Origin of the sequence: Aquimarina amphilecti (assembly GCF_900109375.1) — a bacterium.
In the GTDB taxonomy this organism is placed as follows: Bacteria; Bacteroidota; Bacteroidia; order Flavobacteriales; family Flavobacteriaceae; genus Aquimarina; species Aquimarina amphilecti.
This window is the reverse complement of the sequence record NZ_FOAB01000001.1, coordinates 558,303-572,918: the sequence shown is the minus strand read 5'-3', so window position 1 is coordinate 572,918 and position 14,616 is coordinate 558,303. Positions and strand designations below refer to the sequence as shown.

General features: G+C 31.2%; 15 protein-coding genes. 4 read left to right on the top strand and 11 right to left on the bottom strand.

The features are described from left to right. Positions 1 to 25 precede the first annotated feature (25 nt). Positions 26 to 859, bottom strand: coding sequence for a DMT family transporter (locus BMY33_RS02515; protein ID WP_280139514.1), 834 nt, complete (start codon positions 857 to 859; stop codon positions 26 to 28). Positions 860 to 1,129: 270 nt separating this feature from the next. Here BMY33_RS02515 and BMY33_RS02510 point away from each other — a divergent pair, with 270 nt between their 5' ends. Then, positions 1,130 to 2,092 carry a carboxypeptidase-like regulatory domain-containing protein gene (locus BMY33_RS02510; RefSeq protein ID WP_091405101.1) on the top strand — a complete coding sequence of 321 codons (963 nt, stop codon included), beginning with the start codon at positions 1,130 to 1,132 and terminating at the stop codon, positions 2,090 to 2,092. A gap of 6 nt (positions 2,093 to 2,098) precedes the next feature. On the opposite strand, the gene BMY33_RS02505 is transcribed toward BMY33_RS02510, so the two are convergent. Beyond that, the gene (locus BMY33_RS02505) at positions 2,099 to 3,985 is read right to left on the bottom strand and encodes a SulP family inorganic anion transporter (protein ID WP_244542963.1); all 1,887 of its coding nucleotides are present in this window, start codon (positions 3,983 to 3,985) and stop codon (positions 2,099 to 2,101) included. Here BMY33_RS02505 and BMY33_RS02500 point away from each other — a divergent pair. Further along, complete coding sequence (locus BMY33_RS02500) at positions 3,963 to 4,718, top strand: sulfite exporter TauE/SafE family protein (RefSeq protein ID WP_091405096.1); 756 nt, start codon at positions 3,963 to 3,965, stop codon at positions 4,716 to 4,718. The genes BMY33_RS02505 and BMY33_RS02500 overlap by 23 nt on opposite strands. 69 nt (positions 4,719 to 4,787) lie before the next feature. Next, a complete protein-coding gene (locus BMY33_RS02495) occupies positions 4,788 to 5,564 on the top strand; it encodes an MBL fold metallo-hydrolase (RefSeq protein ID WP_091405093.1) in 777 nt (258 codons plus the stop codon). A 71-nt stretch (positions 5,565 to 5,635) separates the two neighbouring features. Here BMY33_RS02495 and BMY33_RS02490 read toward each other — a convergent pair whose 3' ends face one another. Both BMY33_RS02490 and BMY33_RS02485 read right to left on the bottom strand, forming a co-directional pair. Beyond that, positions 5,636 to 6,085: a cold-shock protein gene (locus tag BMY33_RS02490; protein ID WP_091405090.1), complete on the bottom strand. Its 450-nt coding sequence runs from the start codon at positions 6,083 to 6,085 to the stop codon at positions 5,636 to 5,638. 261 nt (positions 6,086 to 6,346) lie between these two features. Continuing rightward, positions 6,347 to 7,135, bottom strand: a complete 789-nt coding sequence (locus BMY33_RS02485) for a hypothetical protein (RefSeq protein WP_091405085.1) — start codon at positions 7,133 to 7,135, stop codon at positions 6,347 to 6,349. 160 nt (positions 7,136 to 7,295) lie between these two features. Here BMY33_RS02485 and BMY33_RS02480 point away from each other — a divergent pair, with 160 nt between their 5' ends. Next, positions 7,296 to 7,886 (top strand): pseudouridine synthase, encoded by a 591-nt coding sequence (locus tag BMY33_RS02480; protein ID WP_091405083.1) that lies wholly within the window; start codon positions 7,296 to 7,298, stop codon positions 7,884 to 7,886. Positions 7,887 to 8,134: 248 nt separating this feature from the next. On the opposite strand, the gene BMY33_RS02475 is transcribed toward BMY33_RS02480, so the two are convergent. The 7 genes from BMY33_RS02475 to BMY33_RS02445 all read right to left on the bottom strand — a co-directional run bounded on the left by BMY33_RS02475 (position 8,135) and on the right by BMY33_RS02445 (position 14,605). Continuing rightward, entirely contained in the window at positions 8,135 to 9,040 is a 906-nt protein-coding gene (locus BMY33_RS02475) for a DUF6268 family outer membrane beta-barrel protein (RefSeq protein ID WP_091405081.1), read from the bottom strand. 86 nt (positions 9,041 to 9,126) lie between these two features. Continuing rightward, positions 9,127 to 9,765, bottom strand: a complete 639-nt coding sequence (locus BMY33_RS02470) for a chloramphenicol acetyltransferase (protein ID WP_091405079.1) — start codon at positions 9,763 to 9,765, stop codon at positions 9,127 to 9,129. Continuing rightward, positions 9,765 to 10,454: an HAD family hydrolase gene (locus BMY33_RS02465; RefSeq protein WP_091405076.1), complete on the bottom strand. Its 690-nt coding sequence runs from the start codon at positions 10,452 to 10,454 to the stop codon at positions 9,765 to 9,767. Before BMY33_RS02465 ends, BMY33_RS02470 begins: the two co-directional genes overlap by 1 nt. Beyond that, positions 10,448 to 10,888 carry a hypothetical protein gene (locus BMY33_RS02460; RefSeq protein WP_091405073.1) on the bottom strand — a complete coding sequence of 147 codons (441 nt, stop codon included), beginning with the start codon at positions 10,886 to 10,888 and terminating at the stop codon, positions 10,448 to 10,450. The genes BMY33_RS02465 and BMY33_RS02460 overlap by 7 nt, the downstream gene beginning before the upstream one ends. A gap of 167 nt (positions 10,889 to 11,055) precedes the next feature. After that, entirely contained in the window at positions 11,056 to 12,747 is a 1,692-nt protein-coding gene (ettA, locus tag BMY33_RS02455; protein WP_091405072.1) for an energy-dependent translational throttle protein EttA, read from the bottom strand. Positions 12,748 to 12,803: 56 nt separating this feature from the next. Next, entirely contained in the window at positions 12,804 to 12,986 is a 183-nt protein-coding gene (locus BMY33_RS02450) for a CAL67264 family membrane protein (RefSeq protein ID WP_091405070.1), read from the bottom strand. A 212-nt stretch (positions 12,987 to 13,198) separates the two neighbouring features. Further along, positions 13,199 to 14,605 carry a DNA/RNA non-specific endonuclease gene (locus tag BMY33_RS02445; RefSeq protein ID WP_091405068.1) on the bottom strand — a complete coding sequence of 469 codons (1,407 nt, stop codon included), beginning with the start codon at positions 14,603 to 14,605 and terminating at the stop codon, positions 13,199 to 13,201. Between the last annotated feature and the right edge of the window lie 11 nt (positions 14,606 to 14,616).

The following is a 14,616-nucleotide window of genomic DNA, read 5'->3' as shown; positions in this document are numbered from 1 at the left end:
AGACAACCCTTTTAATCATCATTATTTATTTAGATTTATAAAACATATTCAAGATCAACCCTGTAATAACCATTAAAGTCCCTAAAACACTAAGCAAAGGATATTTATCCCCAAATAAGAAAATACCAGCAATCATTGTAAATATAACTTCCATATATTTTAAGGAAACTACTTTATTAGTAACTTGTGATTGAAAAGCTTTTGTCATAAATAATTGACCAAAATAACCAAAAATCCCTAAGCTTAATAATAATGCCCACTCCATACCTTCTGGGGTTTTCTTCCAATTAAAAACAGAAAGAACCCCTCCTAAAACTGTAGCAATCCACATGAAATAATTCACGATAACTACTGGATGATCTCTTAATCCTATTTTATTAATTAGAACATATACAAAACCACTAAATAAGGCAGAAAAAACTATTAATAATAACCCGAAAGAACTAATTTCTGTATCGAAGCCTTTAATGATTAAAACACCAGTAAAAGCAAGTAAAAAGAATAACCATTGGATATTTTTCACTTTTTCTCTAAGAAAAATAACAGCCAATATTGTAGCAAAAATAGGAGAAAGATATCGCAGAGATACAGCAGATCCTATTTTAAGATATTCAACGGACATAAAAAACAACCCCATAGAAGTAACACCAGCTAGTCCTCTAAGAACTAGCAATTTCTTCTGATTTCCTAGAATTGAAATTTTATGATGAATTAAAAAAGGCATTGTAAAAAACAGAGTACCTATAGATCTAAAAAACACTAATTGATATGCACTAAAACCTACTAAGTACTTAACCAGTAAATTCATCACTGTAAAGGAAACAGTGCTCATTAACATAAAATAAATCGCCTTTTTCAAATATTTTTTGTTTTATACCAAATTGGCATTTCGCTAATCTTGCAAAGATAGGCTATGTACATATATTATTTAATTATTAGTGAGTATGTTATTATTAAAAAACAATAGTCCGTAATAACAATTCAAACAATTTTTGGCTTCTTTTTTGATTATATTAAAATATAAAAAGTGAACATATTAAGGAATGGTTGCCGTTGAGCTAACGAAACATAAAAAATGTTTTAAAATATTTTCACTATTTTAACACCCTATTTAGTCCCCTAACCTACTATGAAAAAAGTCTTCTATATACTTTTATTACTGATATCTCACGGTATTTATAGTCAAGTATACACAATCAAAGATTCAGTGCAAAAATTCCCTATATCCTACGCTACAATTTCATTTGGTAATGGTAATGGATTATTTGCTGATGAAGATGGAGTTTTTAAGTTTTCTAAAAAAAGATATAACGACATAGACTCCTTATATATATCGGCGCTTGGATATAAAGAAAAAGGAATTAGTACAAATAATCTTTCAAAAACTATTTCTCTAACACCTGATGTTTCAGAACTCCAGGAAGTTGTTGTTAAAGCGGAAAACTTAGGGAAATACAGAACAAAGAAAAAAGCTTCCAAAATACATGATGATTACTTTAGATGCTGGTTACCCACTGTAGAATCAGAAATTGCAGTATTTTTCCCTAGAAATCAAATAAAATCAACAAAGATTGCATCTGTATTTTTACCAGTGATGATGGAAAATTCCAATGGATCTTCGAGTAGAAAACAATCTTTTTCTACTTTATTTAAAATGCAATTTTATGAAAACACTAATGGAGTTCCTGGAAAAAGATTAGCCGGTGATGATATTATTTTTAGGATTACCAATAAAGATAGGGCGAATTTTGAACTGGATATTTCTGAATATAAAGTATTTATTCCAAAAAATGGTGTATTCATTTCTGTTCAAGTCCTAGGTTATACTGACAAACAGGGAAAACTACAACACACTAAAAAATACCATGAAGTAGAAACACGTAAAGGAATTGTAAAAGTATCTACTACATTTAGACCTCTACTTCCTTTCACTGATAAGATTGAAAATAACATTACGTTTACCAGAAGAGTCTTTTTTAAAAATAGAACTTGGCAACGCTTTGATCAAAAGTACAGTGAAAACAATACACTAATACAAAAAGGTTTTATGAATTATGGTATGGGAATAAAAATGCACGTTTATGAAAAATAAGAATTTTTAATCAAGAAAAGAACGTTTCTTATTATATTGAATAGCAACTTCTAAAGAGTTTTCTTCAACTGTTTTATTCTCCGTATAATTGACAGCATCTTCTATATTTAGAAAATTATGTTGACTCCCCAAATTATCCGTAAAGCCTGATCTTTTAAGGAAATCCCGAACAGGACCTATAGTACCAGTAATTAACAATTGAACACCCAAATCTTCTAAATATCTATGGACATCTTCTAAAATATGTAAGCCTGTACTATCTATATCATTAATATTGGTACTATCTAAAATTAAAAACTCAGGTAATAGTTCTCTTTTCTCTATCTGATGTAGTATAGCATCCTTAAAATAGCTAGTATTAGCAAAATACAATTGATCATCAAATCGAATAATCAAATACTTTGAAGATCTTGTCGCTTCAGGAAATCTTTTAATATTTCGATAATAGTTAGTATTCGGAATATTAACCAATTCTGCCACATGAGGTCTAGAACTGTAATATTGTAAAAATATGTATGATAATATTACTCCAATAAAAATCCCTTTTTCTACACCAAAAACCAAAGTACCTACAAATGTTATAAACATAACAATGAATTCTCTTCGTCTTAACGCTAGTAGATAACGTGCTTCACTAACATTTATCAATCCAAAAACAGAAACCAAAATTATTGCGGCTAAAACTGCTTTGGGTATATAATAAAAAAAAGAGGTCAAAAATAATAACGAAATTACTACCATTACAACAGTAATAATTGAGGAAACGGTAGTCTTCCCTCCTGCTTCATCATTTATAGCCGATCTACTATAGCTACCAGAAGAAGGGATTGCTTGAAAAAATGCACCAACAACCTTAGCAATACCTAATGCTAAAAGCTCTTGATTAGGGCGTACTATATGATCTCTATTTTTCATTTCTAAAGATTTAGCAATACCAATACTACCTACATAACCAATAAAAGTAACCGTTAACACAGAAGGTATTAATGCTATCATGGAGTCATAAGTCATATCAGGAATACTAAAAGAAGGCAAGCCTTTAGGCACATCTTCTATTACCGCAAGTCCTAAACTTTTTAAATCAAAAATAATGGTAATTACGGTAGTTATTATTAATACAAAAAGTGCTCCTGGAAAAGACTTTTTTATTTTTTTAAGAATCAACATAATAAAAATTGATCCCAAACACATACCTAAAGTAATAAAGTGAACAGAAGAAATATTCTGTATTACATACCATACAGACTCATGAACATAATCAAAACTTGGAATTGACATCCCTAATGATTCGCTAAGTTGTGATATAATAATAATAATTGCCGCCGCAGAAATAAAACCAGAAATTACTGGCTGTGAAATTAAATTAACTAAAAACCCCATTCTCAGAAGGCTAAGTGCTATTTGTAACACTCCTATCAATACACCTGAAAAAATAACAAGATTAGTAAACTCATCAGTAAAAGGAGTTGCTAACTGACTTACTCCGCTCATTACCAAAATTGCAGTAACCGCTACTGGTCCAATACTTAACTGTCTCGATGTTCCAAAAAAAGCATATAAAATTAAAGGAATTAAACAAGCATACAATCCATATATTGGTGGTGTTCCCATTAACAACGCATAGGCTATAGCTTGCGGAATAAGAACTACTCCAACTGTTACGCCTGCAATAGCATCAGAGATAAAAATAGCTCTACTATAGTCTTTTAAAGACTCTAAAATGGGAATTATTTTATGTAACGAATTAACGGTAGTCGGTTTTTTGTTTGTATTCGTAAATCTACAACAGTTTAATAATTTATACCAATTGATTTGTAAAAAGCATTGGTATTTTTTGGTTTTACTTATTTTTGGGATGAAACAGAACCAAATGAACGAAACACTACTATTCATTCTTTTAGCTATAGTTGGCTTTATCGCAGGAGTAATCAATACTATAGCTGGCGGAGGGTCTTTATTAACACTACCAATGCTTATTTTTATGGGCTTACCACCAGCAATTGCGAACGGTACAAATCGAATAGGAATTTTTATTCAAAGTATTACATCTGTCGCTGGATTTAAAAGTAAAGGCATACAACCGTCTCTATTTAGTGTTTATCTAGGTCTATCCGCCTTGATCGGCTCATTAATTGGGGCAAAAATTGCAATTGACATAAAAGGTGAGACATTTAATAAAATACTTGCAATTGTAATGGTACTAGTTGTACTTTTTATGGTTTTTAAGCCTAAGGTAAATATTGCAGATTTTGCTGAAAGAGTACAAGGAAAATATCGTTTTATTTCAATTATCACTTTTTTTATAATTGGTATATATGGTGGTTTTATACAAGCAGGAGTTGGAATATTTATTCTTTTAGCATTAAGTACAATCAATAGAATTAGTTTAGTATCATCAAATGCGGTTAAAGCTTTGGTCGTTTTTGTCTACACCATTGGCGCATTATTTGTCTTTGCTTATAATAATCAAATCAATTATTTATATGGCTTCGTTTTAGCCTTTGGCAATGCCAGTGGTGGCTGGATTGCTAGTAGATGGTCTGTAAAAAAAGGGGACGGAATTGTTAAGGTATTCCTAGTCATAATGGTAATTACTATGGCAATTAAACTATGGTTAGATAGTTAATCTTACATTAAAATGTTTCCTGTTCTACTACCATTTTATACCTTGTTAGTGTAACTAAAATTATATAAAATGAAATCATATACCCTTAGCCTTTTAGCTATTAGCATATTTTTATTTAGTTGTAAATCAGATGTAAAACAAGGAAAAACTGTTGCTCAAGATGAACCTATAGAACAAACTGTTTCTGATATAAAGATTATTCCTATTTCGCATGCTACCGCTGTATTAGAATATAAAGATAATACCATCTATATAGATCCTACTGGAGGTACAAAAGCATTTGGAAATCAAAAATCACCTAGCATAGTACTCATTACAGATATTCATGGCGATCATATGAATATCGAAACTCTTAATAGCTTAGATCTTTCTAAATCAAAAATCGTAGTACCACAGGCTGTTGCAGAAAAACTTCCTGCCAACTACACCAAGCAATTAGTGATAATCAACAACGGAGAGGTAAAAGAAGTTAATGGAATATCAATCGAAGCAATACCAATGTATAATTTAAGAGAAGAAGCCTTAAAGTTTCACAGCAAAGGCAGAGGAAATGGATATGTTCTTACTTTAGGAAAGGAGCGATTATATTTCTCGGGAGACACAGAAGATATTCCAGAAATGAGAGCTCTTAAAAGTATAGATAAAGCATTCGTTTGTATGAATCTACCATATACTATGACTATAGAAAGTGCTGCTGATGCTGTTTTAGAATTCAAACCTAAACAAATATACCCTTACCACTATAGAGGTACAGAAGGATTTAGCGATGTAGTTAAGTTTAAAGAAATTGTCACTAAGGGCAATGAAGAAATAGAAGTTGTTCAATTAAACTGGTATTCTAAATAGACTAAAAGTAAAAAGCATTTGCAACTAATTTTTGCAAATGCTTTTTAAATATTTTATTCAGATTATTTATGTTAAATCTTTTTTACTCGTACAGCATTTAAACCTTTCATTCCCATTTCTAACTCAAACTGCACTTTGTCTCCTTCTTTCACTTCTTGCATTAAGCCATTTACGTGTACAAAAAACTTTTCCTGAGATTCTTGTTCAGTAATAAAACCGTACCCCTTTGAATCATTGAAAAAAGCTACTCTACCTTTTTTAATAGGGTCTTCTTCGATATGTTCTCTTTTAGGAATACCAATCTCTATATTTTCAGCTTTTACTTTTTTCTTTTTTGATGGATCAGGTGGAGTATCAGTTAGGTGGCCATTCTCATCAACATAAGCAATCATATTATCGAAACCACTTCCTTTTTTAGAATTAGCTCTGCGCTCTTCCTTCTTTTTCTGCTTTTCCTCGCGTTTCTTTAATTTCTTTTTTTCTTTTTCAATCTTGCTAAATGTCTGTTGTGATTTTGCCATTCGGTATACTTCTAATTTATTTATTAACAATTAATTGCCATCGAAATACTAAACGAACAATTGGAAAATGACAATACTAAAAGATTGGCTTATCGAATAATTGACTCAGTTATTACAACGACTATATACATGTTTTAAAAATTTAATAACATGCACTGATAGGCTACAAAGATAGATGATACATTTTAATTTAGGTAATGATATGGGTAATTTAATCTATACCTTAATAGATTAAGTCTATAATTTGAAAATAATAATGGATTATCTGTCACTAAAATTAGATATTTCCGAAGGAGATAACATTCGCCTAGAGAATGCAGCACACCTTCTAAGTGCTGCTCTTGTTTCTGGGCTTCTTTCTAATATTCGCGGTCTGCTTCCAAATAGTCTGACCACTGGTGTAGCGCTGGCATAACAGATAAAATACATATATGCATTACATAAAGCTTCTAAACTTCCTGGATTCCTAGAAACTCTTGTATTAGAAAGCCTCTCTCGGTTAGAATCCGAAAAATAACGATAACTAATCTTTCCTCTATGAGTCATTACATGACCTATTTCGTGAATCAATGTTGGAGATATCCCAAGATAATGATATCTCCATAATGCACCATAAGTAATTATTATACCATCTCGTTCATCAAAAAAGGAAGTATTTCTATCATCATAACCGGGATTTAAACCACCAGTATACCTCTCGGATCTACCTCTTCCTGCCGAATTAGAGAAAATTATACCTTCAGGTTTTCGTTCCTTTAACCATTTTAGATGACCATAAGGAATCAGATCAAGTGTTCGTTCTATCAAAAGTAAATCAGATTGCCTTACTTGATATAGAGAAATCATCATTTTTTCTCTAGATTCATAATTTGCATTTACTAATCCTTCTCCTTGTAAATCTTGATAAAAACCTCTTATATCATCTCGTTCCCATGATCCATCAGGATTAGGCCCTGAATACTCTGGGCCCCTATTTCGTCTCCTTCCTCGTCCGTATCCTCCAACGATTATATCACTTGTATATGGTTCGCAAATTATATGAATAGGCATATTAAAAGAATTTAATTAATAAATCAACTAAAAGAATTGCTATTAATTAGTCAGGTTATAAGTTTTAAGGTTAACATAACGATACAGAAAATTTCTATAGAGCAAATACAATGATTACATTTGAAATCCTAAAACTGAATTATTTAGCAAAACCTTATTAATGTTGAAAAAATCTTCTGACGAACACAAGCATTTTATGATTTATAAACCTTATGGATATCTAAGTCAGTTTATAAATAATGGGCAAAAGAAAAACTCCAAAAAATTGCTAGGTGAACTTTTTAATTTTCCAAAAGGTACCATGGCAATTGGTAGGTTAGATGAAAAATCAGAAGGTCTATTATTATTAACCACAGATGGAAAAACCAGTAATTATATCTGTAGTAAAAAAATAGAAAAGGAATATTATGCACAAGTTGATGGTGACATTACCGATGATGCCATATCTAAGTTAATTAATGGAGTAGAAATAGGTTTTGATGGAAAAAAATATTTAACAAATAGCTGTAAAGCATTTAAAATCAAAGAAGTTCCAAATTTACCGAAAAGATCAAAAAAAATACGAGATGATAGACATGGACCAACTACTTGGATCTCTATTACACTAAAAGAAGGTAAATTTAGACAAGTACGAAAAATGACTTCTGCTGTAGGCTTCCCTACTTTGCGATTAGTTAGAGTTAGAATTGGAGATATTCAATTAAAAAATCTGGAACCTGGAGAAGTAAAGGAATTAAAAACAGTACTATAATAAGCTGATTACACTTTTATTGAATAACAATTAAAAACTACTACAAAAATTTTCATCCCTGAGACATCTATTAGTCTAGGATCACAATAAGCAAATAACTATCACCAATATGGGATTCATACATATTTTAGTACAGATCACTATATATTAAAACCACAATTAAGGAATCAATGAAGTAAATTCTTATAAAAATTACCTAAAAGCAAATTATAAACCCCATTAATAACAAACAAAATATATACGCAATATTATTTTTTAGACGAAATATCAAACCTATAAATGAAATCCAACCCTAAAAATAGATTACTGTCAAATTCATTATTCAATCGTATCCTATTATCATCATTAAGAGTAAATGTCAACAGCTGAACACCTGATTTATCACCCGAAGCATAAACACCATAATCTGTGGTATCTAAACCTATCTTTGCTCTTATTAAGAAAGAATTTTCAAACAACCCATAAGAACCATAAATAGATGCTCTTACGGATTCCTCTTGTACATAAAAATCTATGTCTTGATTAACTAAATTATAAGATTTCACAGAAGTCCTAAGATCCAATCCTAAGCTAAAATGATTCCATAACATGTAATTTGCTTCTAAACGAATTGGAAGAACAGCATCCAAATGAAATTTCTTATTGACTGATCTATAGAAAAACCCCAAAAGCGGAGTTATAATTGTACCAAAATTTTCTGATGAAGAGTATACTCCAAATTTCGCCCTTACGTTATTATTATATTGAAAATCTAAAAGCGCTATTCCACCGATTTGAAAATCTTTAGCCCCTAAATTATCAAAGTCCGATGCTAATTTAGGAAGCGCCACGTAAGTACCAGACCATTTTTCAGAATGTTTGATCTTAACTCCTGCGTTTAAACGAGTCATAATTAAATTCTGATCAGGAGTTAACTGAGAAATATCTAAGTTGGTATGCTCCGCCGTTAATCCTGTTAACAATATCAAATTATCATTTAGAATTTTGGGATATATAATTTCGAAATTCACATTTGTAATATCCGTATCAAAAGTTCTTTCTTTATCTTCAAGGTTAGTTCTAGATATATTTAACCGCACGATATCAGTATAATCCTGCGCATTCGTAACAAAAGAAAATAAAAACAAACAGGAACACAAAATCAGTTTTTTCATAAGGGTCATTTAATACGGCGAAAAATAATCAAAAAAAAACTTTCAAATCAAGACGCGCTAATATATTATTTAACAAAATATATTACTTACAAGTCCTCATTCAATAATCTTTGAAATTCTTCAAGATATAAACCTACATGATATCCATCCATTAACCCATGATGCACATGAATGGATATTGGAAGTTGCATTTCCTCACCTTTTTTAGTGTATTTCCCAAAAGAAATTTTCGGAACGCTATCTTTATAATGAAAATGTCTGGCATGAGAAATACTAGTAAAATTATACCAAGGAATTGATGAAATATGCAAACTATCCTTCCTTTTTGCATTCTCATTATGCCTCAATCCTGTAGTATTTTTAACAGCTTCTATTTCCTTTAAAGCATTCTTTTCAAACTCATTGAAATTTTTATTAAACTTCATAAATGAGAAACCGAAAGTGTGATCTTCTCTACCTATAGTAGCTGAAGCATGAACCTGATCATAAACATATACCATATCATCTTCAATACGATATCGAAATGGTTCTATATTATTAGCAGCTTTTACTGCTTTATGTAAATAATAAAGAAAATAGGAATATCCATTTTCTCGAATTTTCTGATATCCTTTTGTAAAATCAACCGTAGATACGATTCCAAAAAAAGGTTCATCAAAAGCACCAAAGAACTCATAATGTTCTTTTCTGTTCCAAGTGGTAAGATCCAGTGCTTTCTTATTCATTATAAAAATTGTAGCAATTCTTTAGAGTTAGTTAAACTCTTAAAATTTGGGTTATCAATAGTTCCGTTGTGAACCTCATGAGCCCAAGTTGTATGAAATGGAATATGAAATGCATGAGCTCCAATATTTAAAACTGGAATAATATCTGATTTCAAAGAATTACCAACCATCAAAAATTCAGACTCATCAATATCTAAATGATCTACCAGTTTTTTGTATTGTTTCTCAGTTTTATTAGAAACGATTTCAATATGATGGAAATATTTTTCTAAACCAGATTTAATCAATTTACGCTCTTGATCTAACAAATCACCTTTAGTAGCCATAACCAAACGATATTTTTTAGACAAATACTGAAGAGTTTCTTCAATTCCATCCAATAATTCCACTGGTTCCTGTAACATCTGTTTTCCATTATCAATTAGAGCCTCTATGAGTTTAGCCTCTAAATTTCCATTTGTTATCCTCAATGCGGCTTCTATTAAAGAAAGTGTAAATGGTTTTATCCCATACCCATATAAATCGAGATTTTGCATTTCCACCTCAAAAAGTAATTTATTTGCCTCTTCTTCAGGAAGATACTCCGACACAAGTTTACAAAAATCTCCTTCAGCTTTTCTGAAAAAAGTCTCATTTACCCATAATGTATCATCAGCATCAAATGCAATTACCTTTATATTACTTAACATTTTGTATTATAATAATTTACTATTGGTTCTAGTGCTTCTATTTCACCATCAAAATATCCTTCTTTTATTTTGGAGATTAAATCCGGACAATCATTAAAATATTCTATCAATAATTTTTCAGTTTTTTTAAATTTAGGTCCTGATCTAATTTTTATAACCTGATTGTCATCACCTTCTCTAGCTAAATAATAAACAAATGTAACAACGACAGCATCAGATCCAAAAGCTGCCGAAGATGTTTCTCTTGGAATATAAAAGCACTCTACTTTTCCAGAAATAGCTTTTTTTAATCGCAACGTTTTATCAGTACCTTTTAATTGCCGTAACACAAATAGTCCTTCATACTCTTTACCTGTATCAAACTCAAGTATCGATTTAAGCGTTTTATACTTATAATCTTCTTTTTGATTAGTATCGGCTTTCCTAAAAATCACTTTACTACGATCCCATATAACTACTTTCCCTCTTATTTCTGTACCGTCTTTAAAAACTAATACATGTGGAAATTCAGATTGTGCCTATACCCCTATTGAAAATAATAGAAAAGCACATACCTTAAAGGTTAGATTCATATTTTAATTTTGATTGAGCGAACTATAAATTAACGTACTAATTTTTTGTACTTAATTCGTTTAGGCATTAGATCACCTCCTAGACGTTTCTTCTTATTTTCTTCATAATCAGAAAAACTTCCTTCGAAAAAATAAACCTGAGAGTCTCCTTCAAAAGCTAGTATATGTGTACAAATTCTATCTAAAAACCAACGGTCGTGAGAAATCACTACAGCACATCCAGCAAAATTTTCTAAACCCTCTTCCAAAGCTCTTAATGTATTGACATCAAGGTCATTAGTAGGTTCATCTAAAAGTAATACATTACCTTCTTCTTTTAATGTCATGGCTAAGTGTAATCTATTTCTTTCACCTCCAGATAGTGTAGATACTTTTTTGTTTTGTTCACTTCCTCCAAAGTTGAATCTACTTAAATATGCTCTAGAATTAACTTCCTTGCCACCCATCATAACCAAATCCTGCTCATCACTAAAATTCTGCCAAATAGATTTATCAGGATCTATATTAGAATGTGATTGATCTACATATGCTAATTTGGCAGTTTCACCTACAGAAAAACTTCCTTTATCAGGAGTTTCTTCACCCATAATCATTCTAAAGATAGTAGTTTTTCCAGCACCATTAGGACCTATAATCCCTACAATTCCAGCTTGAGGAAGTTTAAAATTTAGGTCTTCATACAAAAGCTTATCTCCATATGCTTTACTAATCCCCGAAGCTTCGATTACATTAGTTCCCAATCGAGGGCCATTAGGTATATATATTTCTAATTTCTCATCAAGTTGTTTCTGATCTTGACTCATTAATTTATCATAGTTCTTTAAACGAGCTTTTTGCTTTGTCTGCCTTCCTTTTGCACCTTGACGTACCCATTCTAACTCTCGTTCTAAAGTTTTTTGACGTTTAGAAGCTGATTTACTTTCTTGTGCTAATCTTTTAGATTTTTGATCTAACCAAGAAGAATAATTCCCTTTCCAAGGTATACCTTCTCCTCTATCCAGTTCCAAAATCCAACCAGCTACATTATCTAAGAAATATCTATCGTGAGTAACTGCGATTACAGTACCTTTATATTGAGCCAAATGATGTTCTAACCAATGTACAGATTCTGCATCCAAGTGGTTTGTTGGTTCATCTAACAATAAGACATCAGGTTCTTTAAGTAATAAACGACAAAGTGCTACCCTTCTTTTTTCCCCACCCGATAAAACTCCAATCTTTTTATCAGAATCAGGAGTTCGTAACGCATCCATCGCAATTTCAAGTTTCGTATCTAACTCCCATCCATTACCAGCATCTATTTTATCCTGTAATAGCGCTTGCTTGTCCATTAGCTTTTGCATTTTATCAGCATCACTATAGACTTCTTCCAAGCCAAACATGTCATTAATCTTGTTATATTCATCAAGAACAGCAACCATTTCGGCTGCACCTTCTTTAACAACTTCTAAAACCGTTTTTTCAGGATCTAGCTGCGGCTCTTGCTCTAAGTATCCAACAGAATAATCAGAAGAAAACACAACATCTCCTTGATAATTTTTGTCAACTCCGGCAATTATCTTTAGTAACGTCGATTTACCAGATCCATTAAGACCAAGAATACCGATTTTTGCACCATAGAAAAAACTTAAATATATATTTTTTAGAACTGGAGTATTTGCGCTTTTATACGTTTTTGTAACTCCAGACATAGAAAAGATAATTTTTTTATCATCTGACATAAGCCCTATAAATTATTTTAATAATATTTTTAGTAATCCAAACAAGATTTGGATAATTATACTCTACCTTTTAAAGCATTAAAAACCCACGCATTAGCGAGAAAACCAATTCCAACGGCTGCAAATCCCCATCCAGAAACATCTCTATATCTAAATGCTCCCATGGCTATAAGGCCTAATCCCACTATAATCATTATAAATGTAGCCCAAGCTAATACCGTATTTTTATTCATTCCCATAAATAGTAAGTTATTTAGTTATGCAGTTTTGATTTAAAATCAAAAACAGCATACAAATATCGGTATTTTATAGTCAAAAAATAACATTTTAAGGTTATCTTCAATAGTAAAATCACTTTATTAATTGTTAAACAAGTAGTTATAAAAATGATTTTATAAAAAAAGGGACCTATAATTTCAGATCCCTTTTTATGTGTAATTCTTTGTTCTATTTAATTTGATGGTCCATTATCAACAACAGATTCTATAACAGACTCTACAGAATTAGTAATATTCTCGAAAAGATCATATCCCGTTAAACTTTCAATAGAATTAACAGATGTTCTAAACTGAGTCCAATCCGTACTTATTCCTTGATCATTAGGAATATTAATCGCAATAACTCTTGTAGAAGTTGTTACTCTATTAATATCATCGCTACCATTAGGTAAAATCAAAGCAACTTTCCAGAATGAATCGGGAACCGTAATATTACCTCCATCAATTGAAGAAGCAAAACCATTTCTTCCTGTTCCTCCGCTTCCAGCAACACCGGCAATAATATGAACCTCATTACCCTCTAATGTTAGTGATCTTAAATAATTTTCAAAATTTGCCCAACTTCTTTGATTATTATCCGGAGCTTGCGGAGCAATATTAGTCATATAGTATGTGTTTTCATTAGAATCTTCTGATCCATTACGATCTGCTGATGGACATAAATGACCTCTGTCGAATCCAGAATTCGTGTAATCACTAGATGTTGCTCTAAAAAAACTACTTGGCAAATCATTATCCCTTTTAAAACAATTACATCTTGGAGTATTTCCCGTCCAAGCGCTACTTAAATGCCAACTTACCCAATTAGCGGTTCCTGTATTGTTATTATATGATAAAGAAAAATCAGGTTTAGAAAGATAATAATTAGTAGAATTTGTATTTGCATCTGAAGGATTACCAAAGGTAATATTACTATCTATTCCAGCATTACCTCCACCAGTGGAACTTGTCACTACTTCTACATTATCGATATTAACTCTATTGGATCCTCCAGAAATTTTTTGAATTCCATATCGTACACTACCTGATTCATTTACTTCAAAAGAAACAGTATTTAATGTTGTAGAGTTTGTAGTCACAGTAGAACCAACATAATACCAGGAAACTCCATCATCATAAGAAGCTATCAACCTCCAAGTGGATGTACCATCATTACCATATTTAGCATGACGAATTCTAACTGTTTCAGCACCATTATCCATATTAAAAGACATAATTGCATACCCTGTATTTCGAATTCTCACAGATTTAGATCCATATTTTCGGTCATTAGATAAACCACCCAATAAAGCATCACTTAAATACCAATCACCTGATGATAAAGTAACACTTGCTCCCGCATAGCTTGATTTAGAACCAGATTCATAAGTTTCTATAAACCCATCCTGTCTTTTTCCATTTGGATTATAATCATGTGGACCTTCATTATCATACAAAAAGGTTCCTGTTTTTAGTTCACCAGTAATGGTAACAGGATTAAGCTCTATTTCTGAGTTAAGATCATCATCTACATTACAACTTGTAATAAAAATGGCAAAAGATAATAGATATAAAATCGAATTTAGTTTCAATAATTTCATAGTAGCATTTG

Bases quoted from the DNA above. Each gene is read 5' to 3' on its own strand.
- BMY33_RS02510 (WP_091405101.1), top strand. From the start codon at position 1,130: ATGAAAAAAGTCTTCTATATACTTTTATTACTGATATCTCACGGTATT.
- BMY33_RS02500 (WP_091405096.1), top strand. From the start codon at position 3,963: ATGAACGAAACACTACTATTCATTCTTTTAGCTATAGTTGGCTTTATC.
- BMY33_RS02505 (WP_244542963.1), bottom strand. From the start codon at position 3,985: ATGAATAGTAGTGTTTCGTTCATTTGGTTCTGTTTCATCCCAAAAATA.
- BMY33_RS02495 (WP_091405093.1), top strand. From the start codon at position 4,788: ATGAAATCATATACCCTTAGCCTTTTAGCTATTAGCATATTTTTATTT.
- BMY33_RS02490 (WP_091405090.1), bottom strand. From the start codon at position 6,085: ATGGCAAAATCACAACAGACATTTAGCAAGATTGAAAAAGAAAAAAAG.
- BMY33_RS02485 (WP_091405085.1), bottom strand. From the start codon at position 7,135: ATGCCTATTCATATAATTTGCGAACCATATACAAGTGATATAATCGTT.
- BMY33_RS02480 (WP_091405083.1), top strand. From the start codon at position 7,296: ATGTTGAAAAAATCTTCTGACGAACACAAGCATTTTATGATTTATAAA.
- BMY33_RS02475 (WP_091405081.1), bottom strand. From the start codon at position 9,040: ATGAAAAAACTGATTTTGTGTTCCTGTTTGTTTTTATTTTCTTTTGTT.
- BMY33_RS02470 (WP_091405079.1), bottom strand. From the start codon at position 9,765: ATGAATAAGAAAGCACTGGATCTTACCACTTGGAACAGAAAAGAACAT.
- BMY33_RS02465 (WP_091405076.1), bottom strand. From the start codon at position 10,454: ATGTTAAGTAATATAAAGGTAATTGCATTTGATGCTGATGATACATTA.
- ettA (WP_091405072.1), bottom strand. From the start codon at position 12,747: ATGTCAGATGATAAAAAAATTATCTTTTCTATGTCTGGAGTTACAAAA.
- BMY33_RS02450 (WP_091405070.1), bottom strand. From the start codon at position 12,986: ATGGGAATGAATAAAAATACGGTATTAGCTTGGGCTACATTTATAATG.
- BMY33_RS02445 (WP_091405068.1), bottom strand. From the start codon at position 14,605: ATGAAATTATTGAAACTAAATTCGATTTTATATCTATTATCTTTTGCC.